The organism is Thioclava sp. F34-6 (assembly GCF_002213235.1).
GTDB lineage: Bacteria > Pseudomonadota > Alphaproteobacteria > Rhodobacterales > Rhodobacteraceae > Thioclava > Thioclava nitratireducens.
Genome location: NZ_NBOA01000003.1, coordinates 29,631 through 53,925 on the forward strand (window position 1 = coordinate 29,631; position 24,295 = coordinate 53,925).

Annotated in this window: 21 protein-coding genes and 1 pseudogene; 14 read left to right on the plus strand and 8 right to left on the minus strand. The window is 62.1% G+C overall.

The annotated features are described in order from the left end of the window. The first annotated feature begins 8 nt into the window (after positions 1–8). The gene (locus tag B6V72_RS06300) at positions 9–1,181 is read left to right on the plus strand and encodes a M20 aminoacylase family protein (RefSeq protein ID WP_088735129.1); all 1,173 of its coding nucleotides are present in this window, start codon (positions 9–11) and stop codon (positions 1,179–1,181) included. Further along, a complete protein-coding gene (locus B6V72_RS18955; RefSeq protein ID WP_276206168.1) occupies positions 1,108–2,112 on the plus strand; it encodes an XdhC family protein in 1,005 nt (334 codons plus the stop codon). The genes B6V72_RS06300 and B6V72_RS18955 overlap by 74 nt, the downstream gene beginning before the upstream one ends. 183 nt (positions 2,113–2,295) lie before the next feature. Here the strand turns inward: B6V72_RS18955 and B6V72_RS06315 are convergent, their stop codons facing one another. Both B6V72_RS06315 and rlmF read right to left on the minus strand, forming a co-directional pair. Beyond that, positions 2,296–2,922 carry a DedA family protein gene (locus B6V72_RS06315; RefSeq protein WP_075777142.1) on the minus strand — a complete coding sequence of 209 codons (627 nt, stop codon included), beginning with the start codon at positions 2,920–2,922 and terminating at the stop codon, positions 2,296–2,298. Positions 2,923–3,409: 487 nt separating this feature from the next. After that, positions 3,410–4,315, minus strand: a complete 906-nt coding sequence (rlmF, locus tag B6V72_RS06320; RefSeq protein WP_088735352.1) for a 23S rRNA (adenine(1618)-N(6))-methyltransferase RlmF — start codon at positions 4,313–4,315, stop codon at positions 3,410–3,412. A gap of 301 nt (positions 4,316–4,616) precedes the next feature. Here rlmF and B6V72_RS06325 point away from each other — a divergent pair, with 301 nt between their 5' ends. Then, positions 4,617–5,120, plus strand: coding sequence for an Lrp/AsnC family transcriptional regulator (locus tag B6V72_RS06325; protein WP_088735131.1), 504 nt, complete (start codon positions 4,617–4,619; stop codon positions 5,118–5,120). 141 nt (positions 5,121–5,261) lie between these two features. After that, positions 5,262–6,401 (plus strand): glycine cleavage T C-terminal barrel domain-containing protein, encoded by a 1,140-nt coding sequence (locus B6V72_RS06330; RefSeq protein ID WP_088735132.1) that lies wholly within the window; start codon positions 5,262–5,264, stop codon positions 6,399–6,401. A gap of 75 nt (positions 6,402–6,476) precedes the next feature. Here the strand turns inward: B6V72_RS06330 and B6V72_RS06335 are convergent, their stop codons facing one another. Continuing rightward, a complete protein-coding gene (locus B6V72_RS06335; RefSeq protein ID WP_088735133.1) occupies positions 6,477–7,286 on the minus strand; it encodes a M90 family metallopeptidase in 810 nt (269 codons plus the stop codon). Between the two features lie 247 nt (positions 7,287–7,533). On the opposite strand from B6V72_RS06335, the gene B6V72_RS06340 reads away from it, so the two are divergent. Beyond that, a complete protein-coding gene (locus tag B6V72_RS06340) occupies positions 7,534–7,977 on the plus strand; it encodes a YtoQ family protein (RefSeq protein WP_088724539.1) in 444 nt (147 codons plus the stop codon). A gap of 318 nt (positions 7,978–8,295) precedes the next feature. Here the strand turns inward: B6V72_RS06340 and katG are convergent, their stop codons facing one another. The 3 genes and pseudogenes from katG to B6V72_RS19360 form a co-directional block, all read right to left on the minus strand. Further along, the gene (gene katG, locus B6V72_RS06345; protein WP_088735134.1) at positions 8,296–10,470 is read right to left on the minus strand and encodes a catalase/peroxidase HPI; all 2,175 of its coding nucleotides are present in this window, start codon (positions 10,468–10,470) and stop codon (positions 8,296–8,298) included. A 436-nt stretch (positions 10,471–10,906) separates the two neighbouring features. Further along, positions 10,907–12,061 carry a Gfo/Idh/MocA family oxidoreductase gene (locus B6V72_RS06350; RefSeq protein ID WP_088735135.1) on the minus strand — a complete coding sequence of 385 codons (1,155 nt, stop codon included), beginning with the start codon at positions 12,059–12,061 and terminating at the stop codon, positions 10,907–10,909. Further along, a pseudogene (locus B6V72_RS19360) lies at positions 12,058–12,465 on the minus strand (TIM barrel protein); the annotation flags it as partial. The gene B6V72_RS06350 and the pseudogene B6V72_RS19360, both read right to left, overlap by 4 nt. Before the next feature lie 290 nt (positions 12,466–12,755). On the opposite strand from B6V72_RS19360, the gene B6V72_RS06360 reads away from it, so the two are divergent. The 4 genes from B6V72_RS06360 (at position 12,756) to B6V72_RS06375 (ending at position 17,349) form a co-directional block, all read left to right on the plus strand. Next, positions 12,756–13,697 (plus strand): DMT family transporter, encoded by a 942-nt coding sequence (locus B6V72_RS06360; RefSeq protein WP_233243006.1) that lies wholly within the window; start codon positions 12,756–12,758, stop codon positions 13,695–13,697. A 119-nt stretch (positions 13,698–13,816) separates the two neighbouring features. Beyond that, positions 13,817–14,566: a TrkA family potassium uptake protein gene (locus B6V72_RS06365; RefSeq protein WP_088719253.1), complete on the plus strand. Its 750-nt coding sequence runs from the start codon at positions 13,817–13,819 to the stop codon at positions 14,564–14,566. Positions 14,567–14,569: 3 nt separating this feature from the next. Beyond that, entirely contained in the window at positions 14,570–15,904 is a 1,335-nt protein-coding gene (locus B6V72_RS06370; RefSeq protein WP_088735136.1) for a TrkH family potassium uptake protein, read from the plus strand. Between the two features lie 8 nt (positions 15,905–15,912). After that, positions 15,913–17,349, plus strand: a complete 1,437-nt coding sequence (locus B6V72_RS06375; protein ID WP_088735137.1) for a TrkH family potassium uptake protein — start codon at positions 15,913–15,915, stop codon at positions 17,347–17,349. A 181-nt stretch (positions 17,350–17,530) separates the two neighbouring features. On the opposite strand, the gene maiA is transcribed toward B6V72_RS06375, so the two are convergent. After that, positions 17,531–18,148, minus strand: coding sequence for a maleylacetoacetate isomerase (gene maiA, locus B6V72_RS06380; protein ID WP_088735138.1), 618 nt, complete (start codon positions 18,146–18,148; stop codon positions 17,531–17,533). Continuing rightward, positions 18,145–18,621: a MarR family winged helix-turn-helix transcriptional regulator gene (locus B6V72_RS06385; protein WP_075777554.1), complete on the minus strand. Its 477-nt coding sequence runs from the start codon at positions 18,619–18,621 to the stop codon at positions 18,145–18,147. The genes maiA and B6V72_RS06385 overlap by 4 nt, the downstream gene beginning before the upstream one ends. 259 nt (positions 18,622–18,880) lie before the next feature. Here B6V72_RS06385 and hmgA point away from each other — a divergent pair, with 259 nt between their 5' ends. The 5 genes from hmgA to B6V72_RS06410 are packed head-to-tail and all read left to right on the plus strand — an operon-like array spanning position 18,881 to position 24,256. Continuing rightward, positions 18,881–20,242 (plus strand): homogentisate 1,2-dioxygenase, encoded by a 1,362-nt coding sequence (hmgA, locus tag B6V72_RS06390; protein ID WP_088719250.1) that lies wholly within the window; start codon positions 18,881–18,883, stop codon positions 20,240–20,242. Next, the gene (fahA, locus tag B6V72_RS06395) at positions 20,239–21,477 is read left to right on the plus strand and encodes a fumarylacetoacetase (RefSeq protein WP_088735139.1); all 1,239 of its coding nucleotides are present in this window, start codon (positions 20,239–20,241) and stop codon (positions 21,475–21,477) included. The genes hmgA and fahA overlap by 4 nt, the downstream gene beginning before the upstream one ends. Before the next feature lie 11 nt (positions 21,478–21,488). Then, positions 21,489–22,439, plus strand: a complete 951-nt coding sequence (locus tag B6V72_RS06400) for an MBL fold metallo-hydrolase (protein WP_088719248.1) — start codon at positions 21,489–21,491, stop codon at positions 22,437–22,439. 27 nt (positions 22,440–22,466) lie between these two features. After that, positions 22,467–24,023 (plus strand): FAD-dependent oxidoreductase, encoded by a 1,557-nt coding sequence (locus tag B6V72_RS06405; protein ID WP_088735140.1) that lies wholly within the window; start codon positions 22,467–22,469, stop codon positions 24,021–24,023. Then, positions 24,020–24,256 (plus strand): DUF2783 domain-containing protein, encoded by a 237-nt coding sequence (locus B6V72_RS06410; protein WP_088735141.1) that lies wholly within the window; start codon positions 24,020–24,022, stop codon positions 24,254–24,256. Before B6V72_RS06405 ends, B6V72_RS06410 begins: the two co-directional genes overlap by 4 nt. Positions 24,257–24,295: the final 39 nt, after the last annotated feature.

Genomic DNA, 24,295 nt, shown 5'->3' on the forward strand with positions numbered 1-24,295 from the left:
GACGCGCGATGAACATCACCCCGGCGATCAAGGCGATGGAAGACCAGTTGGTCGAATGGCGGCACGCGCTGCATCGCCGCCCCGAACTGGCCTTCGAAGAACACGAGACCGCTGCCTTCATCGCAGCTGAGTTGCGCAGGTTCGGGCTCGAGGTCCACGAGGGGCTCGCCGGGACCGGAGTGATCGGCGTTCTGCGTCATGGCGAAGGGCCGACGGTCGGCCTGCGCGCCGATATCGACGCGCTGCCGATCTCCGAACTGACCGGGGCGGACTATGCCTCCGAGATCCCCGGCAAGATGCATGCCTGTGGCCATGACGGTCACACCACGATGCTGCTCGGGGCGGCGCAGGCGATGGCGGCCAATCCGCCGGGGCCAGGCACAGTGGTGTTCATCTTCCAGCCCGCCGAGGAAAACGAAGGCGGTGCGCGGGTGATGATCGAGGATGGGTTGCTCGATCAGTTCCCGCTCGACAGCACCTTTGCGCTGCATAACTGGCCGGGGCTGGAGGCAGGCAAGATCGCGATGCGCGCGGGCCCCGTCATGGCCGCGTTCGACACGTTCGAACTGAAGGTGATGGGCAAGGGGTCGCATGGCGCGATGCCGCATGAGGGGATCGACCCGATCACGCTGGCCGCGCAGTTGCAGTTGGCGTGGCAGACGATTGTGAGCCGCGCGGTGGATCCGACCGATGCGACGGTGATTTCCGTGACGCAAATCCATGCTGGCCACACGCTCAATGTGATCCCCGACGAAGTGATCCTGCGCGGCACCGTGCGCACCCTGCGCCCCGCGACGCGCGATTTCGTTCAGGTCGAGATGACGCGCCGCGCCGAGATGATCGCCGAGGCGTTTCACGCCAAGGCCGAGTTGACCTATCAGCGCCGCTACCCTGCCACGATCAACGACGCGGGGGCCGCCGAAACGGCGCGCCGCGCGGCCGAGGCCATCGTGGGCCGCGATGCGGTGCAGGTCGATTACGCACCCAGCATGGCGAGCGAGGATTTCGCGTTCCTTCTGGAGAAGGTGCCCGGCGCCTATGGCTGGATCGGCAACGGATCGGCCGAAGGCGGGCGCAACCTTCACAGCCCGCATTACGATTTCAACGATGCGATCCTGCCGCTCGGCGTGCAGTTCTTTGTTGAGGTCGCGCATCGCGCGCTGGCCGGGTCGAACGACTGAGGAACCTGGCGTGCCCCATCCCGCCGCGCAAGATCCCTGGTTCGAACTGGCGCGATCCGATGTGCCGGGAGCGATCGCGGTTATCTCCGGCATCGAAGGCCCGGCCTATCGCAATCTCGGCACCGCGATGGCGATCTTGCCGGACGGTCGGCGCTTCGGGGCGCTCAGCTCCGGCTGTATCGAAGAAGATGTGGTCGATCATGCGCTCGCGGCGCTGGCCGACGGGAAGGTGCGCAAGCTGCGCTATGGCGCGGGCTCGCCCTTTTTCGATCTGAAACTGCCCTGCGGAGGCGCGCTCGAGGTCACGGTGATCCCCGCGCCGGACCGCGCCTTGTTGACCGAGTTGGCAAACCGGCGCACGCGGCGCGAGGAGACGGTCTTAGGGTTGAGCGCGTCGGGTGGCTTGCGTTTCACGCCCGAGGACGAGTCTCCCGACGAGACGGTTGATCTGCGTATCGCCTTCCTCCCGGAGCCTCGCTTCGTCATTTTTGGGGCTGGCGCCGAGGCGGTCTTCTTCGCCGATCTGGTGCGCGCCACCGGCGCGCCGCATCTTCTTTTGACGCCCGAAGACGACACGTTTGCCAATGCTGAAGGCGCTGGTTGCACGGTGCGAAAATTGGACCGAAGCGCGATCCCTCCAGATGTTGTCATCGACGCCCACACCGCCGTGATCCTTCTGTTTCACGATCACGATTGGGAACTGGATATACTTCATGAAGCGCTCGCAACCCCCGCGTTCTATATCGGAGCGCAGGGAAGCATGCGCACGCAAAATCGCCGACAGAAAGGCTTGCAGGCCCGTGGTGTCGAGGCGGCGTCCCGCGCGCGGGTTCGCGGGCCGATCGGGGTGATCCAATCCGCGCGCGACCTAAGGCTGCTGGCCGTGTCGGTGCTGGCCGAAGTGTTTGCAGAAGTGCAGCGCGGCCTATGAAATTCGAGGGTGCCGGCCCGAACAAGTCCCTGCGAACCTTATCTGAGCCCCAAAATGGTCTGAGCGACAAAAGCTCGACCCATGTCTTGAGCGGCGCTTTTCTTTCGGCAGGCGTCACAACAGAGAACACCGTCGATGTCTTTGGTGGTCGAGCCTTCGTGGCTGCCCGGCTTTCGCCCGCAGTTAGGCCTTCCGACTTTTCAAGAAGCGCCGGACGTAGAAGCCGAGGCCTACCAGGATCGCAACCAGCACCACACCGTTAAGGGCGTGCATCGTGTTGCGCAGGGCCGGGCTTTTGTCCCACTCTTCGCCGAGCTTGAGGCCGACATAGGCAAGGACGAGGCACCAGGGCCACGAGCCCATGAAGGTGTAGATCTGGAACTTCCAGAACGGCATTCGTGCGATGCCGGCCGGGAGGGAGATGAAGGTTCGCACCAGCGGCAAGAGCCTCGAGATAAAGACTGCAGCGCTGCCGAAACGGGAGAACCATCGATCGGCCCGGTCCAGATCCGAGGGGCTGAGCAAGATGTATCGCCCCCAGCGTTCCACGGCCTTGCGACCGCCATAGGCACCGGCGAGATAGGCGATCGTCGAGCCGATATTGCAGCCGATCGCACCGACGGTGGCGACAAGGAGCAGCGAGAACTGACCGGTGGACGCGAGATAGCCCGAGAAGGGCATGATCACTTCAGATGGGAGTGGGATGCAGGCGGATTCAATCGCCATCAAAGCAGCAATCCCGGCATAGCCCATGGAGCTGATTGCATGGGTTATGAAGCCCGCTATGGCTGCCATCAGTCCTGAAAACATGTCTTCTTTCCACTGCTAAACGAGGTCGGATCGCCGAGCTGCGCGTTATCGAAGCGACTCTCCAAGGCGCTCGGCACGGAGCCTGTCCTGCGGCTAGGCGCGTTAGAGGAAGGTGTAGCGGCGACGAGGACGGGAAAGAAATCTCGCGAAAGCGTGTCCAAGCCCCGCCTATTCCGCTTCCGTTTTTCCGATGAGCTGCGAGGGCGGGCTTTTTCGCAGGGCGCGGATGCTTGGTCAATTTAAGATGCTTGGTCCAATTAAACTGGCGAACAGCTCGTCGCGCCTCATTTCCGTTAGGTGACCTCAAACAGGTCGTTGGTCTGACGGCAATTGTCTGCGTCAATCACAAGTCAGTGCGAGGCGCAGCCCGTGCCGCGATCGGGAGCCATTATCAAGAAGGCGGACATGCCGCGGCCTCTCACAGTGCTCGGCGAGCGCACGGAAGACCGGAAGATACAGACAATCCCTATTGACGAACCCGGTCCACTTACAGGGTTCTCTGCGATTCAGGGTAATAGGTCCAGGCAACAAACCGGCTTGTCTTCTGCCCCTGTCCCATTTCGACGACCTTGAATTCGGCAACCTTCGCATTCCTCAGCAGTCTGGAGAGTGGCCGCAGGTTGTCTTTCTTGGAGACCAGGGAGGTAAACCATAGACATTGATCGGCGAAATCGAGGCTCTGCTCGATCATTCTGGCGATGAAGCCGATCTCGCCACCGGGGCACCAAAGATCTGCGTTCTGGCCACCGAAATTGAGTTTTTTCGAGTGCCCTTTGCCAAGGTTCCGCCACTTCCGCCGGCTGCCCTTGTCTGCCTGTTCAAGTGACGCGTGAAACGGCGGATTGCACAGGGTGACGTGGAAGATGTCATCGGGCTCGATGACCCCTTTGAAGATATCTTCCGGATTGTGCTGGCGCCTGAGCCTTATGCTCAGGCCGTTTCGCTTGCAGATCTGGCGCGCCGATTTGATTGAGACAGGATCGATGTCGACTCCGGTGAAATCCCAGCCATATTCATGCTGACCGATCAGCGGATATACGAGGCTAGCACCTGTCCCTATGTCCAGAGCCTTGATGTCGGGTCCGTGCGGGATCTTTCGGCCATTACTCTCGGCAAGAAGATCCGCCAGGTAATGGATGTAGTCGACCCGCCCGGGGATCGGGGGGCAGAGGTAAGTGGCGGGGATCTCCCAGAACTCAATATCGTAATGCGTGAGCAAGAGCGCCTGGTTGAGCGTGCGGACCGCGTCCACGTCCGAAAAATCGATCGTCATCCGGCCGCGGGGATTTCTTGTCGTGAAGGCCTCCAGTTCAGGTGACCGCACGATCAGCCGTTCGAAGTCATACCCCTCCCGGTGTTGATTGCGTGGGTGCAACATCGGTTTGATGGCCATCGAAAAACCTTCATGCATATTGGTGGGGAAACGCGTCCAACTGGATGCGATCATAGGTTTTCATGGCGGCGTGAGGAATGCCCGAACGGCCATACCAGAACTTTACAAAGGCACCAACCACTGCGGCGCAGCTCCTCGGGGCCTGCTACAGGACATCAACCGACCCGAAAGACGTCGTCCTTGGTAAAGTTCGGGTCGCAAACTGGACTGACAATTGGCCAAGATCTTCTAGAAATTCTTTGCCGAGGGAGACGGATGCCGAATTTCCCTTTCGACCCCCGAGAAGGAAAGTGACGACACGGTGAAGAAGCTGGGCCTCGACGCCACCGATATCCGTATCCTGAGTGCCGTTCAGCGCCATGGGCAGTTGAGCAAGACACGCCTGTCCGAAATCGTGAATATCTCGGCGACGCCTTGCTGGGCACGGCTCGATCGGCTGAAGGCGGCGGGGTATATCAGGGGCTATCACGCCGATATCGCGCTTGAGCGGGTCGTCGACTTTACGCAAGTGGTCGTCACGGTCTCCCTGACCCATCATCGCAAGGCCGATTTCGAAAGGTTCGAAGCGTGGTTGTATCGCCACGACGAGATTACCGAATGCATCGCGACGGGCGGCGGAATGGACTACGTGATGAAAGCTGTTTGCAGGAGCCTCACGGCATTCCAGGTGCTGATGCAGGACATGATGGATGCCGAACTCGGCGTCGATCGTTACATGACCTACATCGCCACTCGCGTGGTCAAAGCGTCCCGCCCGAACATAGCAAAAATGGCGGGGCCGGTTCCGGCCGACCGAACGGCCTGAAATGGGCTGCGATTTCAGTCCGAACGGTCCTGAAAACGCCCGTCATTTGGACCGCTGCGCGCCGATTTCGTCGCTTAAATCCGAGTCATCTACCACCGCGTCCCGGATCGACAGATCGGGCTTCAGCAAAGGCGCAAAACGATGAAGGCAGACGAGTTCGGCTTCGGCACCCAGATCCGCAAATCCCCCTATTTCGACGCCACCGTCCGGTGGGGCGCGAAGGGGTTTTCCGTCTACAATCATATGTATATCCCGCGCGACTTCGGCGACCCCGAGCAGAACTTCTGGAATCTGGTCAACGATGCCATCCTGTGCGACGTGGCCGTCGAGCGGCAGGTCGAGATCACGGGTCCCGATGCGGCGCGCTTCGTTCAGATGCTCACGCCGCGCGACCTGTCCAAGATGGCTGTCGGACAGTGCAAGTACATCCTGATTACCAATGCACAGGGCGGTATCCTTAACGACCCGATCTTGCTGCGGCTGGCCGAAAACCACTTCTGGATCTCGCTTGCCGATAGCGACATCCTGCTCTGGGCGCAGGGCGTTGCCGTGCATTCCGGCCTCGACGTGCGGATCTGCGAACCCGACGTGTCGCCGCTGCAGCTTCAGGGACCGAAGTCCGGCCAGATCATGCAGGCGCTCTTCGGCGACGAAATCCTGAGCCTCAAATACTACTGGCTGCGTGAGTTGGAGCTCGATGGAATCCCGTTGGTGGTCTCCCGGACCGGATGGTCTAGCGAGCTGGGCTATGAGCTTTATCTCCGCGACGGTTCCAAGGGGGATGCTCTTTGGGAACGGATCATGGCGACGGGCGTGAAGTTCGGGCTGAAGCCGGGTCACACCTCGTCCATTCGGCGCATCGAGGGAGGCATGCTCTCCTACCATGCTGATGCTGACATCAACACCAATCCTTACGAGCTCGGTCTCGACCGACTTGTGAATCTCGATATGGAGGCCGAATTCATCGGCAAGGCAGCGTTGCGAGCCATCCGCGACGAGGGTGTGACGCGGATGCAAGTGGGCCTTGTCATCGACGCGGAGCCTCTGGCGGGGCCGAACACGACCTTCTGGCAGATCAACCAGAATGGCGAGGAGATCGGCAAGGTGACGTCCGCCATCTACTCGCCCCGGTTGGAGCGCAATATCGCGCTGGCGATGGTCGGTGTGAGCCACGCGCAGATCGGCACGAAGGTCGAAGTGGTTCTGCCATCCGGTCCGACCCTCGCCACCGTGGTTGAGCGACCCTTCTTCGACCCGAAAAAAGCGCTCGCGGCAGCATGACCCCAAAGCCCTCGCCACAAGCTCCTTCCAACCTACGGGATTGGTGGGGGCGTTTCATAAATGTGCGCCGGGCCATCAGGCCCAGGTCGTGGGATCAAGACGAAAGTATGTCGTCAGCTGGTCGTAGAGCGCGGGTTCGGCGTGTTTGAGCTCCACCGGTCGCTCGAAGAATACCTCGACCAGAACGGCGAAAAACTCTTCCGGCCCCTCGGCGCCATAAGCGTCGATCACGGTCCGGCGCCCATGGCTCACTTGCTGAACATGGTGCTTGTATGCCTCTGCGAATACCGTCACCCAGCCAGAAAAGCTTTGGTCTTTTTCGAGCGCCGGAATTCCATCAGTGCGTCCCGAAAGATCGTCGAGCTGGTGGGCAAATTCATGAAATACGACGTTATGGCCATCGTGATCGTTGAAGGCCCCCCTCTGGGCGTGCGTCCAAGACAGAACGACCGGACCGCGCGCCCAGCTCTCCCCGGTTCGGATCGTCTCGCGTTCCGTCAAAACATAACCGTTGCGCTGAGCCTGCCGGGACTTGAAGGCTCCGGGATAGATCAGAATAGTGCGAAGGTGGTCATACCAGCTCGGTGAATTCACGATGAGCAGACAGGCCTGGGCGGCGATGGAAAGCCGCATTTCATCGGTCACGTCCAAGCCATCGCAGCCGATGAAGTCGACTTGGTCCAACAACAGACTGATCTTGCCTTCGAGGCGATCTCGCAGGTCGGGCGGTAGTTTCCGGATCAAAGGGACCTGCTGCTGCACGATGACACGCTGAGGCTCCGGAAGCGCGGTATTCAGTAGATGGGCGCGCTTCTGTCGCTTGAACCAGAAGATATATCCAATGCAGCCTGTGGCAATGATCACGAGGATAAGCAAAGCTGTCATTACCGCGGTCCAATCTCGGCTGGTCTATTTGATGGCGTAGATATCTGCAGAGAATAATGCAAATGGCGCATCCAAACAGACGCGCCGGACCGGATAGTCTAACAGCCCGAAAACTCCGATATCCTGCCTCCCCAATGCGATTCCGAAAAACCGCGTAGGTTGCCAAGCTGGTCCCGATCCCCGAAGATTCCGGCCGAATGCGAAGCGGCTCGAAGCAGGGCCCACGCGGCAGCGAAAAGAGGATGCGATGAAACTGAATGTCTATCTGGCGGGCGAAATTCATACCGATTGGCGCGAAGCGGTGAAGTCGGCCTGCAAGGGGTTGGATATCGACTGGTCGGGGCCTGTCACCGATCACGGCGCTTCGGATGATTGCGGGGTCGAGATCTTCGGCGCCGAAGAGGACAAGTTCTGGCATGACCGCAAGGGCGCGTCGCTCAACGCGATCCGGATCCGCACCGGGATAGAGCGCTGCGACGTGCTCGTCGTCTGTTTCGGCGAGAAATACAAGCAGTGGAATGCGGCCTTCGATGCGGGTTATGCGGCGGCGCTCGGCAAACCGATCATCGTGCTTCAGCCGCCCGAGCATGACCATGCGCTCAAGGAGGTCGATGCTGCGGCCAATGCGGTCGCGCGCACGCCCGAACAGGTGGCCCGCGCCCTGCGCTATGTGACGACGGCGGCGCTGTAAGGCGCAACAGTGCCCCGCCCGGATCAGCCGCGTGAGCGGCCCGGGCAACGTGAGCGAATTTGAGATGAGGCGGCGCCCGACCTCGGGTGGGCGCTAGCACTAGATGGGTGGTCTGCGCTTTATTGGGCCACATCCGACCAACTGTTGAGCGCGCGGTGCCGCTGCAGAAGCGCCCTCCCGGGGGGGAGGTCGGGCGCTGCCCGGGCGGATCGCCCCGGGCGTCGGTCTGAGCTGGGACCGGAGTCTCGCTGATCCCCCAAACAAAACGCCCCCCGCAGGCAGTCCTGCGAGGGGCGCGAATTTTCTCAAGCCAGGCGATCAGGCCAGATCGAAGCGATCGGCGTTCATCACCTTCGTCCAGGCGGCTACGAAGTCTTCCACGAACTTTTCGCTCGCGTCGTCCTGAGCGTAGACCTCGGCATAGGCGCGCAGGATCGCGTTCGAGCCGAAGACCAGATCGACGCGACTTGCGGTCCATTTCACCGCGCCGGTCTTGCGGTCGCGGATCTCGTAGGACCCGTCGCCCACCGGATGCCAGCTATAGCCCATATCGGTCAGATTGACGAAGAAGTCGGTCGTCAGCTGGCCCTCGCGGTCGGTAAAGACGCCGTGCTTGGTGCCGCCATGGTTGGTGCCGATCGCCCGCATGCCGCCGATCAGGACGGTCATTTCAGGCGCGGTCAGCCCCATCAGCTGGGCACGATCCAGAAGCATCTCCTCGGGCGAGACGACGTAGTCCTGCTTGAGCCAGTTGCGGAAGCCGTCGGCGAGCGGTTCGAGCACGTCGAAGCTGTCGGCATCGGTCATCTCGTCGGTCGCGTCGCCGCGACCCGGTGCGAAGGGCACCGCGATGTCGTGACCAGCCGCCTTGATCGCCTTCTCGACGCCGACATTGCCCGCGAGCACGATCACGTCGGCCACCGAGGCACCTGCTTCCGCCGCGATCGGTTCGAGCACCGAGAGCACCTTCTGCAGACGCGCAGGCTCGTTGCCTTCCCAGTCTTTCTGCGGAGCCAGACGGATGCGCGCGCCATTGGCGCCGCCCCGCATGTCCGAGCCGCGATAGGTGCGTGCGCTGTCCCATGCGGTCGCGACCAGTTCGGCCACCGACAGATCCGAGGTCGCGATCTTCGCCTTCACAGCCTCGACGTCCCAATCGGTCGAACCGGCGGGGACCGGGTCCTGCCAGATCAGATCTTCCGACGGCACCCACGGACCCTTGTAGCGAACCTTCGGGCCCATGTCGCGGTGGGTCAGCTTGAACCAGGCGCGGGCGAAGGTGTCCTTGAAATACTCCGGGTCGGCCATGAATTTCTGGCAGATCTCGTTGTAGATCGGGTCGACCTTCATCGCCATGTCGGCGTCGGTCATCATCGGCATCCGGCGCTTGGTCGGGTCCGACGGGTCCCGCGGCATATCTTCTTCGGCGATGTCCACCGGCTTCCACTGTTTCGCGCCAGCGGGGCTCTGGGTGACTTCCCATTCGTGACCGAAGAGCATCTCGAAATAGCCCATGTCGAATTCGAGCGGGTTCGTCGTCCACGCGCCTTCCGGCCCGCCGGTGATCGCGTTGCTCGCTTGCCCTTTGAGGTTCGGGTTGAACCAGCCGAGGCCCTGCTGATCGACATCGGCCGCTTCCGGCTCCGCGCCGAGGGCCGACGCGTCGCCATTGCCGTGGCATTTGCCGACGGTGTGGCCGCCCGCCGTCAGCGCGGCGGTTTCCTCGTCATTCATCGCCATGCGCGCGAAGGTCTCACGGACTTGCGCCGCGGTCTTCATCGGGTCGGGCTGGCCGTTGACGCCCTCGGGATTCACGTAGATCAGGCCCATTTGCACGGCGGCGAGCGGGTTTTCCATCGTGTCGGGCTTGTCGACATTGGCGTAGCGTTCGTCCGACGGCGCGAGCCATTCCTTCTCGGCGCCCCAGTAGGTGTCCTTCTCGGGATGCCAGATGTCCTCGCGACCAAAGCCGAAGCCGAAAGTCTTGAGCCCCATGCTTTCATAAGCGACGGTGCCAGCGAGGATGATCAGGTCCGCCCAGCTGAGCCGGTTGCCGTATTTCTTCTTGAGCGGCCAGAGCAGGCGACGGGCCTTGTCGAGGCTCGCATTGTCGGGCCAGGAGTTGAGCGGTGCGAAGCGGATATTGCCGGTGCCCGCGCCGCCGCGGCCATCGGCGAGACGATAGGAGCCCGCCGAGTGCCAGGCGAGGCGGATCATCAGCCCGCCGTAATGGCCCCAGTCAGCCGGCCACCACTCCTGGCTTTCGGTCAGCAGCGCATGCAGATCGGCTTTCAGCGCCTCATAGTCGAGCTTCTCGACCTCTTCGGCATAGTCGAAGCTGCGCCCCAGCGGGTCCGTCTTGGTGTCATGCTGGTGCAGGATGTCGAGGTTGAGCGCCTGCGGCCACCAATTCATCACGTTCGAGCCAAGCTCGGTATTTCCGCCATGCATCACCGGGCACTTGCCGCCTGTGTTCACTTCGTTTCCATCCATCTGTGCTTCCTCCTGCTGAGCACGGGGTTGATCGAACAGACCGGTCGAGGTCTGACGTGCCGCAGTTTACTCGAATGGAGCCCGGGCACGTGAATTCACATCTTAGATGATGGTGATAGCAGGCGTTGTGATAAATAAAAATTTGTAAATTATAATTATGGACATAAGCTAAAGTTATGGCTTCGTGGTGTAGTGGCGAAACCGAAGTTCTCAGGGCGTTTTTCGCTCGTCGCCGTAAGGCTCTCGGTCTTTCCTGGTTTGGAGAGGGTTGCCAAGGAAGGCTGCCCTGCAAAACGCTTCTATGCGAGGGAACGGCCTCGATGATCTCTTCCGACGAACCTGTGGACTCCTCTTTTCGGATGACAGTCGTGGCGAGAGGGAAGCTCGAGGCAGAGCGCAGCCGTCACGACGCGGATGGCCTTGTCCCGGGCTTGCCTCAGAGCGCCGTCCAAACACCTCCCGCCTGGGATGATCGCAAGGCCGCCGAGATGAAGCGCATTCCCGCCAAGCCATCAGCAACGCCAGGCAGCAACCCAAGCGGTCTGGGTTCGCCGCGCTCGTGGGCCAGAATCGCGTCAGCTGCGGCGCTATAGATATTGCCGAAAGCCTCGAGGAACCCTTCCGGATGGCCAGCCGGAACACGCGCCGTCTCGGCCACCTCGGGCGTGAGCCCCGGCCCGCCCCGGGACAGCAGATACGGGGGCTCTCCGAAGGGGGAGACGCGTAGACTATCGGGTGCGGTTTGCAGCCATTCAAGCCCCGCCGTCTCGCCATAGACGCGCAGTTTCAGCCCATTCTCGTTGCCCGGAGAAACCTGGCTGGCCCAGAGCATGCCCTTCGCCCCGCTCTCATAACGGATCAACATCTGCACGTCGTCATCGACCGCGCGTCCGGCCACGAAACTGGTGAGCTCGGCGCAGACTTCGCGCGGCTCGAGACCCGAGACAAAGCTCGCGAGGTTCATTGCGTGGGTGCCGATATCACCGAGCGAACCCGCTGCACCGGCGCGCGCGGGATCTGTCCGCCAGACGGCCTGTTTCGTGCCATCCGTTTCCACCGGTTCGGTGAGCCAGTCCTGCGGATATTCGACCTGAACGACCCGGATGCGCCCAAGCTGTCCGGCTTCCACCATAGCGCGGGCCTGTCGCACCATCGCGTAGCCGGTGTAGTTATGTGTGAGCACGAAGAGCGCGTTTGAGGCGCGCACCTCTTCCGCCAATGCCTCCGCTTCCTTGAGCGTGCGCGTCATGGGCTTGTCGCAGATCACGTGGATGCCCGCGCGCAGGAAGGCGGTCGCGACGGGCGCATGCATATGGTTGGGGGTTACGATCGACACCGCCTCGATCCCGTCGGGCCGCGCCGCTTCTTCTCGCGCCATCACTTCGAAATCCGCGTAGCTGCGCGCGGGGTCCAGCCCCAGCGCCGCAGCAGAGCGATGCGCGCGCGCGGCCTCGGAAGCAAGCGCCCCCGCGACCAGCTCGAACCGGTCGTCGAGCCGCGCCGCGATGCGGTGAACGCCCCCTATGAAGGCTCCCTCGCCGCCGCCGACCATGCCGAGGCGCAGTTTGCGATGTCCGTTCGTCTCGCTCATGTCTTGCCCTCCAGCCCGAGAATACGCCGATTGGCACCTTCGTCGGTGCCCGCCCCTGCGAAATCGTCGAATGCGTGATCGGTCACGCGGATGATGTGGCGGGCGATGAACTCCGCCCCTTCGCGCGCGCCGTCCTCAGGATGCTTGAGCGCGCATTCCCATTCAAGCACGGCCCAGCCGTCGAAGTCATGCGCCGCCATCTGCGAGAAGATCCGCCGGAAATCCACCTGCCCGTCGCCAAGCGACCGGAACCGCCCCGCGCGGTCCACCCAAGACTGGTAGCCGCCGTAGACGCCTTGGCGCCCCGAGGACACGAATTCGGCATCCTTGACGTGGAAGGCGCGGATACGGTTGTGGCGGCGCGCTCGCCCCTTACCGACTTCCTCAGCAAATACGTCCTCCGTGGGCCGACACCCACGGTGTCGAAACGAGCAACTGGAACATGCTGATGAGAGTCCGGCCCATGGACGGGCACATGTGATGTGGAAAAAGCCGGGAAACTTTCGTCGATTTTGCTTTAGCGTATTGCGGGTCGGCGTGGTTGGCGCACCGGAAAAGGTTGACCGGGCAAGGCCCCGGCAATACCAACGATCGAAGGGCGAGATGGCGTCTCGCCCCGATCCCGTTTTTGTCCTGAACGCCCGGACCTGTCGCGCGCGCCTACCGATACCTCGGACGGCGCCGAGGAGGCATCATGGCATTATCCGCAACTCCCAGCACCGCCACCTTCGAGCACAAGCGTATCGGAATGGCGTCTATGGCGCTCGCAATGGCGCTCCTGCCGGTGGGGGACGCGATCTCGAAATCGCTCACCACGGTCATTGCGCCTTTCGAGGTCACCTTGCTGCGCTCATTGGCACAGGCCGCGTTCTTCCTGCCGGTTGCGTGGGTCATGCGTCGTCACCTCGCGGGTCCGATCCTCTCGGGGGCGTCCCTCATCTCGGCCGGGCTGATCGTGACCGTGCTCTATTCGCTCATCACCGCTTTCGAGGTCATGCCCATCGCCACGGCGATCGCGATCTTCTTCGTCGAGCCGCTGCTTCTCACCTTGCTTGCCGGGCCGTTCCTTGGGGAGGTTCCGGGCCCGCGTCGCTTCGCTGCCGTTGGGGTCGGGCTCGTCGGCGCGCTGATCGTGATCCGGCCGAACTTTGCCGTGTTCGGTCCGGTCGCGTTGCTGCCGCTGCTGGCCGCCCTGTGCTATGCGCTCAACATGATCGTCCTGCGCAAGGCGCGTGGCGGGCAATCCCCCCTGAGCTTCCAATTGGGCGCCTCGCTCTGCGCCGCGGGTCTCCTGCTGTTTATCGAGATACTCCGCCAACTCAGCGGGCTCGCTCCGGACCTGCCTCTCTTGCCCGGTTGGACGGGCTATGCGGTGCTCGCCGCCGGGGCGCTGTCGACAGTGACCTTCCTGATGATCACTTTTGCGTTCTCTCGCGTCGAGGCGAGCCTGCTGGCCCCGTTCCAGTATCTCGAGATCGTTGGTGCGACAGTCCTCGGGTTTCTGGTGTTCGGCGACATTCCCGACGCGCTCACGTTCCTCGGCACCGGGATCATCCTGGCATCCGGAATCTATGTCTTCCATCGCGAAAGGGTGCAGGACGGGCCTGACGAAAAGGAATTTCGCGCGCGCTCCTGAGGCGGCGGCGTCGTTCTCCGCGCCAAGAATTCGGAGACGGCTATCTCCTCCTTGCTGGAGCATCGCATTCATCCAATGGCTCGCCATTATCTCACGGAAGTGGCTTCCATCAGGGGGAGATGGCCTTGCCCGAAGGCTTGCATTCGGGGGTGGTATGGCGTTTTGCTGCCGTTATCCGCAACAGCCGAAAGGCAGAACCGTTGAAAACCCGTAGCTTCGCCGTAATCGGCCTTGGGACCTTTGGAAGCACTGTGGCGAGCGAACTCGCCCGCTTCGGCAATCCTGTCCTGGGGATCGACATCGAAGGGCGAAATGTTACGAGGCTCGCAGAAACCCTGACAGAGGCCATAATCGCCGATGGCAAGGACGAGGCGGCGTTGCGTGAGGCGGGAGTCGGTAATTACGACGTCGCTGTCGTTGCGATTGGTGAAGACCTCGAGGCCAATGTGCTTTGCACGATGAACGTCAAGATGCTCGGTGTCGAGACGATCTGGGTCAAGGCACTCAATCGTACGCATCACCGCATTCTTACCAAGTTGGGCGCGGATCGTGTCATCCTGCCAGAGCAGGAAGTCGGTCAGCACATCGCGCAGATGCTCCACAATCCCTTGGTGCGGGACTATGTGAGCCTCGGGAACGGTTATCACGTGGTCGACCTGAACGTTCCGGCGAAGCTCGATGGCAAAGTCGTCGGCAGCGCCGCAATTCTCGAGAAATACAACCTCAGGGCCCTCGGTGCCATGCGCGAGAACCAGTATCTGTCTTGCGATAGTGACGAGCTCACGCTGCGTGAAGGTGACAAGCTTCTGCTGCTCGGCAAGCGGTCCGATCTGCGGCATTTCGGAGACGACTTGCGTGACGGTAAATGACCGATGGCGCGCATTTATTCCAAGCGTCAGGCTCCGCATCTCGCACCACCTCTTGTCCTGATCCTCATTTATGCTGGACTCATCGTGTTTGGCTGCGCTGCGCTGAAGCTGCCCTTTGCGACGACCACCCCGATCACGTGGTCTGATGCGGCCTTCACTGCCACGTCCGCCGTAACCGTGACCGGTCTGGCGGTTGTCGATACTGGAAGCGCCTTCACTCTGTTTGGTCAGGCCGTGGTGATGCTGCTGATCCAGCTCGGCGGTCTCGGGCTGATGACTTTTGCCGTGCTGATCCTGTCGATGTTCGGGCTGCCAGTGGGGTTCACCCATCGGCTCTATCTGAGAGAGGACCTGAATCAGACGTCCGCGACGGATTTGCTGGCACTGACCCGGATGATCGTCAAGGTCGTTTTCATTTGCGAATTCGTTGGCGCCGCGCTCCTCGCATCGGTTTTCGTGCCTGAGGCAGGGTGGGGCGAGGGTCTCTGGCAAGCGCTCTTCCACTCGGTCTCCGCTTTTAACAACGCTGGATTCGCGCTTTTCCCGGACAGTTTGAGTAAATGGGTTGGAAACCCGATCATCAATCTTACCATTCCAGCGCTCTACATACTTGGCGGCCTCGGCTTCACGGTCGCCTCCGATATCTGGCAGGTAAGACGTTGGCATCGCTTTTCGTTGCACACCAAGCTGATGCTTGTCGGCACGATAGCGTTGCTCATTTGGTCCGCACTGGCATTCGGGATTATGGAATGGACAAATCCGGGCACGCTGGGGAGCCTCTCGTGGTCCGATCGGCTCTGGGCCAGTTGGTTCCAGGGAGCCACAACGAGAACGGCGGGCTTCAACACTGTCGAGATCGGCAATCTCACAGACGGCACTTCGCTCATGTTCATGACGCTGATGGTCATCGGCGCGGGCAGCACGTCGACCGGCGGCGGCATAAAAGTCACGACCTTCATCGTCCTGCTGCTCGCCACGGTCGCCTTCTTCCGGCAGCGTTCGAGTATCCAGGTCTTCGGGCGCGAGCTCGGTCTCGATCAGGTCATGAAAGTTCTCGCCCTCTCGATTATCAGCGTTCTGCTGATCCTTTGCGCGCTCTTCGCACTGCTGCTCTGCCATGAAGGCGATTTTCTCGATCTTGCCTTCGAGACCACCTCTGCCTTCGGCACCGTCGGCTTGTCGCGTGGCATCACTGGCGATTTTGATGGCGCCGGACGCGATATCATTATGGCGGTGATGTTCGTGGGCCGCGTAGGTCCTCTCACCCTCGGTTTCCTGCTTGCCACACGGCGGCCCCGACGGATCGGCTATCCGGCCGGAACGGTGTATCTCGGCTAGGACCAATCATGAATTTCGTATCTTTCATCAACGGTCTTACACTGGTTTTCTTCGCCGCCTTGATGGGCCTCGATGCGCTTCTTTTTTCGGATACAGCCAAGGTTTTTGCGCTCTCCGGCGCACTGGTGGGCGCTTTGGGGGCGACGATCAGCGTCGCCTCCCGCTCGTCCTTTCTCGGTTTGGGGCGGCTTCACGCTTTCCTGCTCACGTCGTCGGTTTGGCTTACCGCCGCAATTGCCGGCGCCGTTCCGCTCGCAATGTGGTCGCTCACTCCCGTGGATGCTCTGTTCGAGGCGATGTCGGGGATTACGACGACGGGCTCTACGGTGATGAGCGGTCTCGATACCACACCGCGCGGCATCATCATGTGGCGAGCGCTGCTTCAGGCTGTCGGTGGCGTCGGGTTCATCGTCACCGGCATCGCCTTGTTGCCGATCCTGAAGGTCGGCGGCATGCAGCTCTTCCGCACCGAGAGCTCGGACAAAGGGGACAAAGAACTGAGCAACACTGCGAAGTTCGCCTCGGTGACGCTGCAGATTTATGTAGCCCTCATCGGGCTTTGTACGCTTGCCTACCTTACTGGTGGCATGAACTTCTTCGACGCGGTGACCCACGCCATGACCACGTTGTCGACCGGTGGATATTCAGGCTATGACGCGTCCTTCGGCCATTTCGACAGCCCATTCCTGCAATGGACGGCGACGCTCTTCATGCTGCTTGGGGCCTTTCCGTTCGCATGGTATATCCGCGGCATCTATCGGCGGACGGTCCGAAGCGAGCAGGTCGAAGCCATGCTGCTCACCTTGGGGGTCGTCATCATCGGGCTGACGGTTTGGCTCGTCTGGACAAGTGGAACGCCGCCGCTGACCGCTCTTCGCATGGTCGCTTTCAACGTCGTCTCTGTCGTGACGACCACAGGCTACGCCACGACCGACTACACTGTCTGGGGGCCGTTCGCGGTTGTTGCCTTTTTCATTCTCTCTGCAGTAGGGGGCTGCACCGGGTCGACCGCGGGTGGCGCCAAGGCGATGCGTTGGATCGTATTTTCCAAGGCGGCGCGCGCACAGATGAAAGTGATTAGATTACCGCGTCGGGTTGTCTCCATAAAATACGAAGGGCGCGTGATCGAGAATGACGTCCTCGCGGGCGTTATCGCCTTTTTCGTTATCTATATGGCGACGTTCCTAGGGCTCACCACGCTTCTGGGCTTTTTCGGTCTCGACTTTGCGACGGCGACCAGCGGAGCTTTGACGGCTTTGGCAAATGTCGGACCAGGGGTCGGACCAATCATCGGTCCGGCTGGGAATTTCTCCTCTCTCAGCGATCCCGTGAAGATAATTTTGACCTTCGGGATGTATCTCGGACGTCTGGAAATTCTCACGGTATTGGTACTCTTCAAGCCCGAATTTTGGCGTGAGATCGCGGTTTTGGGGGAGCGGGCATGATTTCCCAGGGGGACAGTCCGTCACTCTGGACAAAGCTGAGAAGCTCGATCCACGGGCCGTGGAAGTCTCGGGATCGGGTCACAGATCATCGCCGACGCAGCTTCGCGTCATCTTGTGCTGCGTCTCGATTTCCTCGTCCGTCACGTAGGCGTTGAAACCAGGGACCGCCTCTCCCGCGGCGTCAGGCCGCGGGGGGCGCCGGTCGCGCGGCGGCGAAGGCCGGAAGTGTCTCGAGATGCGCGGCGATCCGCGTGATATTCGGCATCGGCGCAAGGTCGATCCCCCAGCGCCGCGCATTGTAGATCTGTGGCACGAGGCACAGATCCGCGAGCGTCAGCTGGTCGCGCCAGCAGAATCGCTCGCCCGATATCATTTGCTCGACCGCGGCGAGGCCGGGGGCGATGAAGGTCTGCATCCAGCTTTCCATCGTGATCGCACCGTTCGAGGCCGCCACGGCGTGTTTTGCGACGCGCAGATTGCAGACAGGATGGATATCGACCGCGATAGCCTGGGCAAGGGCGCGGACATGGGCGCGGTCGGCCGGAGCTTCGGGCAGCAGGCCGAGCGCGCGGGTCTCGTTGAGATATTCGACGATCGCAAGGGATTGGGTAAACCGGTCGCCATCGATCTCAAGCGTCGGCACGAGCCCCTGCGGATTGACGGCGAGATAGTCGGGATCGCGCTGTGCGCCGGTCGTCAGATCGACCGGAGCGGCCTGCCATTCAATCCCGGCGAGTGCGAGGGCGATACGGACACGGTAGCTTGCCGAAGACCGCCAATAATCATGAAGTCGTGTCATTCGATCGGCGTCCCCAGCAGTTTGTCCATTGCGCGCTGCAAGCCGGCGAGATCGGATCCGAGCACCGCCTCCAGCTGCCGCTGATAGGCGATCGCGCGCGGCAACAGCTCCGCCATCAGACGTCGCCCCTCGCGGGTCAGACTCAGCGCGACCAGCCGGGCGTCCACGTCGTCGGGCCGTTTCTCGACCAGACCTTTCGCCTCGAGGTGGCTCGCCGCGCGGCTGACCTTTGGGCGCTCCAGCGAGGTGCGTCGTTCTATATCGCGCACCGAGACCCGGCCCGCATGGGAAAGATGCACCATCACCCGCCATTGCGGCATTGTCAGCCCGGCGTCGCGATAGCCCGCCGCCAGTTCCTGGCTCAGCTTCACCGAGAGCTCCGCGACCAAATAGGGCAGGAAACGCTCGAGATCGAACCCCGGGAGGGGGATCTCTTCATCAGCGGTTTCACGAACTTTTTGTTCAACGGTCATGGGATTCGATGCGGCTTCAAGTTGTTGCGACTGCAACGAATGAGCACGAAATACGTTGCGATTGCAACGAAAATCGTGCGCCGTCCGGAAATCTGGATGTGTAACCATCAGTAAATAATTGATTTTTTACCAAGTCTCCCTCGCTCTTCGTTGCGAATGCAATAAAATCCTTGACTTCGTTGCGAATGAAACGAAACTTGGGCGGAGTTCGACGCCGGCATTTTTGCAAGAGGCCGGCGAACAGGGAGTGGAGGATCTCATGACCGAGCAAGCTCTGCCGAGCGGCATGGTGCGGGCAACCGGCACGTCGGGGCCGCATGAAGGCTACATGCCGGGTTTCGGCAATGATTTCGAAACCGAGGCGCTGCCGGGTGCGCTGCCGCAGGGCCAGAACAGCCCGCAGAAATGCGAATACGGCCTTTATGCCGAGCAGCTTTCCGGAACCGCCTTCACCGCGCCGCGCGGCCAGAACGAGCGGACCTGGTGCTATCGGATCCGGCCATCGGTCAAGCATGTCGGTCGCTTCACCAAGATCGACGTGCCCTATTGGAAATCCGCGCCGAATGTCGATCCGGACGTGATCTCGCTCGGCCAGTATCGTTGGAACCCGGTGCCCCATTCCGATGAGCCGCTGACCTGGGTCACCGGCATGCGCACGATGACCACCGCGGGCGACGTGAACACGCAGGTCGGCATGGCGAGCCATATCTATCTCGTGACGCAGTCGATGGAGGACGAGTATTTCTTCTCGGCCGACAGCGAGTTGCTCGTCGTGCCGCAAGAAGGGCGTCTGCGCTTCTGCACGGAGCTCGGGATTATCGATCTCGAGCCCAAGGAGATCGCCATCCTGCCGCGCGGTCTGGTCTATCGGGTCGAAGTGCTCGAAGGGCCGGCGCGGGGCTTCGTCTGCGAAAATTACGGCCAGAAGTTCGATCTTCCGGGCCGTGGCCCGATCGGTGCAAACTGCCTCGCCAATCCGCGCGACTTCAAATGCCCCGTCGCGGCTTTCGAGGATCGCGACGCGAAAAGCCGGGTCGTCATCAAGTGGTGCGGCCAGTTCCACGAGACGTTCATCGACCACAGCCCGCTCGACGTGGTGGCGTGGCACGGCAATTATTGCGCCTATAAATACGATCTGCGCACCTACAGCCCGGTCGGCGCGATCCTGTTCGATCACCCCGATCCGTCGATCTTCACCGTGCTCACCGCGCCTTCGGGTCAGGAAGGCACTGCGAACATCGATTTCGTGCTGTTCCGCGAGCGCTGGATGGTGGCCGAGCACACGTTCCGCCCGCCGTGGTATCACAAGAACATCATGTCCGAACTGATGGGCAACATCTACGGCATCTACGACGCCAAGCCGCAGGGCTTCATGCCGGGCGGGACCAGCCTGCACAACATGATGCTGCCGCACGGCCCTGACCGTAACGCCTTCGAACATGCCTCGAACGAGCCGATGGAGCCCGCGTTCCAAGGCAACACGATGCAGTTCATGTTCGAGACGCGCTTCCCGCAGCACCTCACCGAATTCGCCGCGAAGGAGGCGCCGTTGCAGGACGATTACATCGATTGCTGGGACAGCATCGAGAAGAAATTCGACGGAAAACCGGGGACCAAATGACCGACCAGACCAGCTGGGTGGCGTCCGCTCAGGGCGACACCGACTTCCCGATCCAGAACCTGCCCTACGGCGTCTTCGACGACGGCAATGGGGCGCGGATGGGCGTCGCCATCGGGGATATGATCCTCGACGTCGCCAAGGTGGATCACGGGCTTTCGGCAGATCTGTTCGCCGAGCCCGCGTGGAACCGCGTCATGGAGGCGGGCCCGAAGACCTGGGCCAAGCTGCGCGCGCGATTGACCGAGCTTCTCTCCGACGAAGGGCACAAGTCCGCGGTCGAGCCGCATCTGGTGTCGCAAGCCGGGGCGAAAATGCTGATGCCGTTCCGCGTGACCGAATACACTGATTTCTACGCCGGCAAGAACCACGCGACCAATGTCGGCACGATCTTCCGTGGCCCCGAAAACGCGCTGCCCGCGAACTGGCTGTCGATCCCGATCGGCTATAACGGTCGCGCCTCGTCGGTAGTCGTTTCCGGCACGCCGGTCATCCGTCCCAACGGGCAGGTCAAAGGCCCGAACGAGGAGCTGCCGCGTTTCGCCCCTTCGGCGCGTTTTGACATCGAACTGGAATTCGGCGCCATCGTCGGCCAGCCCTCCGAGGGTATGATCTCGGTCAGTCAGGCCGATGAGATGATCTTCGGCTACGTGCTGCTCAATGACTGGTCAGCGCGCGACATCCAGGCGTGGGAATACGTGCCTCTCGGCCCGTTCCAGTCCAAGGCGACGGCGACGACGATCAGCCCCTGGATCGTGACGAAAGCGGCGCTGGAGCCGTTCCGCGTCAACACGCCCGAGCGTGAGCGCGAATTGCTGCCCTATCTGCGCGAGCCGGGGCCGATGAATTACGATATCAAGCTGGAAGTCGCGCTGCGCCCGGAGGGCGGCGAGGAGGCGGTGATTTCGCGCACCAATACCTCGATGCTCTACTACTCCGCCGCGCAGCAGCTGGCCCATCACACGACCTCGGGCTGTCCGATGCGCGCGGGCGATCTGTTGGGCTCGGGCACGATCTCGGGCACCGAAAAAGACAGCCGGGGCTCGCTGCTCGAACTGAGCTGGTCGGGCAAGGAGCCGCTGGAGCTTCCCGATGGCACGACCCGCAGCTTCATCGAGGATGGCGACACGCTGACCCTGCGCGGTGCTGCGCAGGGCAAAGGATACCGCATCGGGTTCGGAGATTGCACGGGGCAGGTGCTCCCTGCGCGCGCTCTGCCCGACTGGGCTAAAGAATAAGGAGGCATCTGATGGCCAAGGCATTCGCGTCGCAAGGCGACATGGAAGAGAAGAAGATCAGCTTCACGGAAGTGGGCGAGGGCCTCTACGCCTTCACCGCGGAGGGTGACCCGAACACCGGCGTCATCATCGGCGACGACAGCGTGATGATCGTCGAGGCGCAGGCCACCCCGCGTCTTGCGCGCAAGGTGATCGAATGCGTCCGCTCGGTGACCGACAAGCCGATCAGCCACCTGGTGCTGACGCACTACCACGCGGTTCGCGTGCTGGGCGCCAGCGCCTATGGCGCGCGCGAGATCATCATGTCCGACACCACCCGCGCGCAGGTCGCAGAACGTGGGCAGGAGGACTGGGACAGCGAATTCGGCCGCTTCCCGCGCCTGTTCCAGGGCCATGAGGAAATCCCCGGTCTGACCTGGCCGACCACGACCTTCAGCGACCAGATGACGGTTTACCTCGGCAATCGCCGCGTCGACATCATGCATCTGGGCCGCGCCCATACCGCAGGCGATGCAGTGATCTGGGTGCCCGATCAGGAGGTGATGTTCACCGGCGATATCGTGGAATACCACTCGGCCTGCTATTGCGGTGACGGTCATTTCGGCGACTGGCCCGAGACGCTGGCCAATATCGCAGCCTTCGAGCCGCGCGCGATCGCGCCGGGTCGTGGCGATGCGCTGGTGGGCGGGAAGATGGTCACCGAAGCGCTGGAGAACACCGCCGATTTCGTCCGCTCCACCTTCAAGCCGGTGGAACGCGTCGTTGCCCGTGGCGGCACCCTGAAAGAGGCGTGGGACGCGGTGCGCGAAGCCTGCGATCCGAAATTCGCCGATTACGCGATCTATGAACATTGCCTGCCGTTCAACGTGGCGCGCGCCTATGACGAGGCCCGCGGCATCGACACCCCGCGTGTCTGGACGGCAGAGCGCGACCGCGAGATGTGGGACGCGCTTCAGGGCTGAGGCGCGCCGGCAGGGGAGGAGGAACCGATGCCATATGATTACAAGCCGTTCGACTATGTTGCGCCGAAGGGGCTGAGCGCCCCGGAGCCGCGTCACAAGGTCATCGTCGTTGGGGCCGGGCCGATCGGTCTCGCCGCTGCGCTGGAGCTTGCGAATTACGGCGTGGCGTCGGTCGTGCTCGACGACAACAACGTGGTGTCGGTGGGCAGCCGCGCGATCTGCTGGTCGAAACGCTCGCTCGAGATACTCGACCGGCTGGGCGTGGGCGATGCCTGCGTGCAGAAGGGTGTGACCTGGAAGGTCGGGCGCACCCACCATGGCGCGCGCGAAGTGTTCAACTTTGATCTGCTGCCCGAGGACGGCCACAAGATGCCCGCCTTCGTGAACCTGCAGCAATATTACGTCGAGGAGTATCTCGTCGCCGCTGCGCAGGCGAACCCGCTTGTCGACCTGCGCTTCAAGAACAAGGTCACCTCGCTCGAGCAGGCGGCGGATCACGCGACGGTCTCGATCGAGACGCCGGATGGGGAATATACGCTCGAAGGTGAGTATGTACTGGCCTGCGACGGGGCGCGCTCGCCGATCCGGCAGATGATGGGGCTCGAATTCGAGGGCGTTCTGTTCGAGGAACGCTTCCTGATCGCCGATATCGAGATGCAGGCCGATTTCCCGTCGGAGCGCTGGTTCTGGTTCGAGCCGGATTTCCACGAGGGCCAGTCGGCACTGCTGCACAAACAGCCTGACAATATCTACCGCATCGATCTGCAACTGGGCTGGGACACCGATCCGGAGGAAGAGCGCAAACCCGAGCGCATCATCCCGCGGATCGAGAAGGCGGTGGGCCATTCGAATTTCAAGCTCGACTGGACCTCGATCTACACGTTCCAGTGCCGTCGGCTGAAGAACTTCGTCCATGACCGGGTGATCTTCGTGGGCGATAGCGCGCATGTCGTCTCGCCCTTCGGCGCGCGTGGCGGCAATGGCGGGCTGCAGGATGTCGACGCGCTGGGCTGGCGTCTGGCGCGGGTCGTGAAGGGAGAGAGCACGCCCGCGCTGCTCGCCCGCTACGACGCCGAGCGGACCTTCGGCTCTGACGAGAACATTGCCAATTCCAGCCGCACCACGCGGTTCATGTCGCCGCGCCCGGGGGCGGAGCGGTGGTTCCGCGATGCGGTTCTGGCGCTGTCTGAGCATGCGGATTTCGCCCGCCCGATGGTGAACTCGGGACGCTTGAGCCTGCCGTGCCGCTACCCGCTGGACCAGGCGCCCGATGATGCGGCCTTGCCGAGTGGCACCCGTCCCGGCGCGGTCGCACCCGATGCTCCGCTTGGCAACGAATGGCTGCTCGACCGGCTTGCGGGCGGCTTCACGCTTCTGGGCCTCGGTGCCGAGGCGCCCGAGGTCGCGGGGCTGCGCAGAATGACGCTCGATCCGACGCCGGAGCTGCGCGCCCGCTATCTCGGCGATGCGCCCTCGGCGCTCTACCTGATCCGGCCCGATCAGGTCGTCGCGGCGCGTTGGCAAAAAGCGGGGGCCGAGCAGATCGCCGCGCAACTGGCTGCAATCGAGGAGGGCAGCGCATGAGCCTGATCACCGACCTGAACCTTGCCGATCACGACGCGCTCTACGAGCGGCTTATCGCTGCCCATGAAGGGCTGGACGAGGCGGAAAGCGCCGCGTTCAACGCGCGGCTGATCCTGATCCTGATGAACCATATCGGCGACCGCCGCGTGCTCGATGAGGCGTTCGAGCTCGCCGCGCGTGCCGGGCGTCCCGATGCCAGCCCGAAAACCGGGCAGATGCGCGCCGATAGCTGATGCCTTTACCGAACGCGGGAGCTCCGCGTTCGTCGTCAT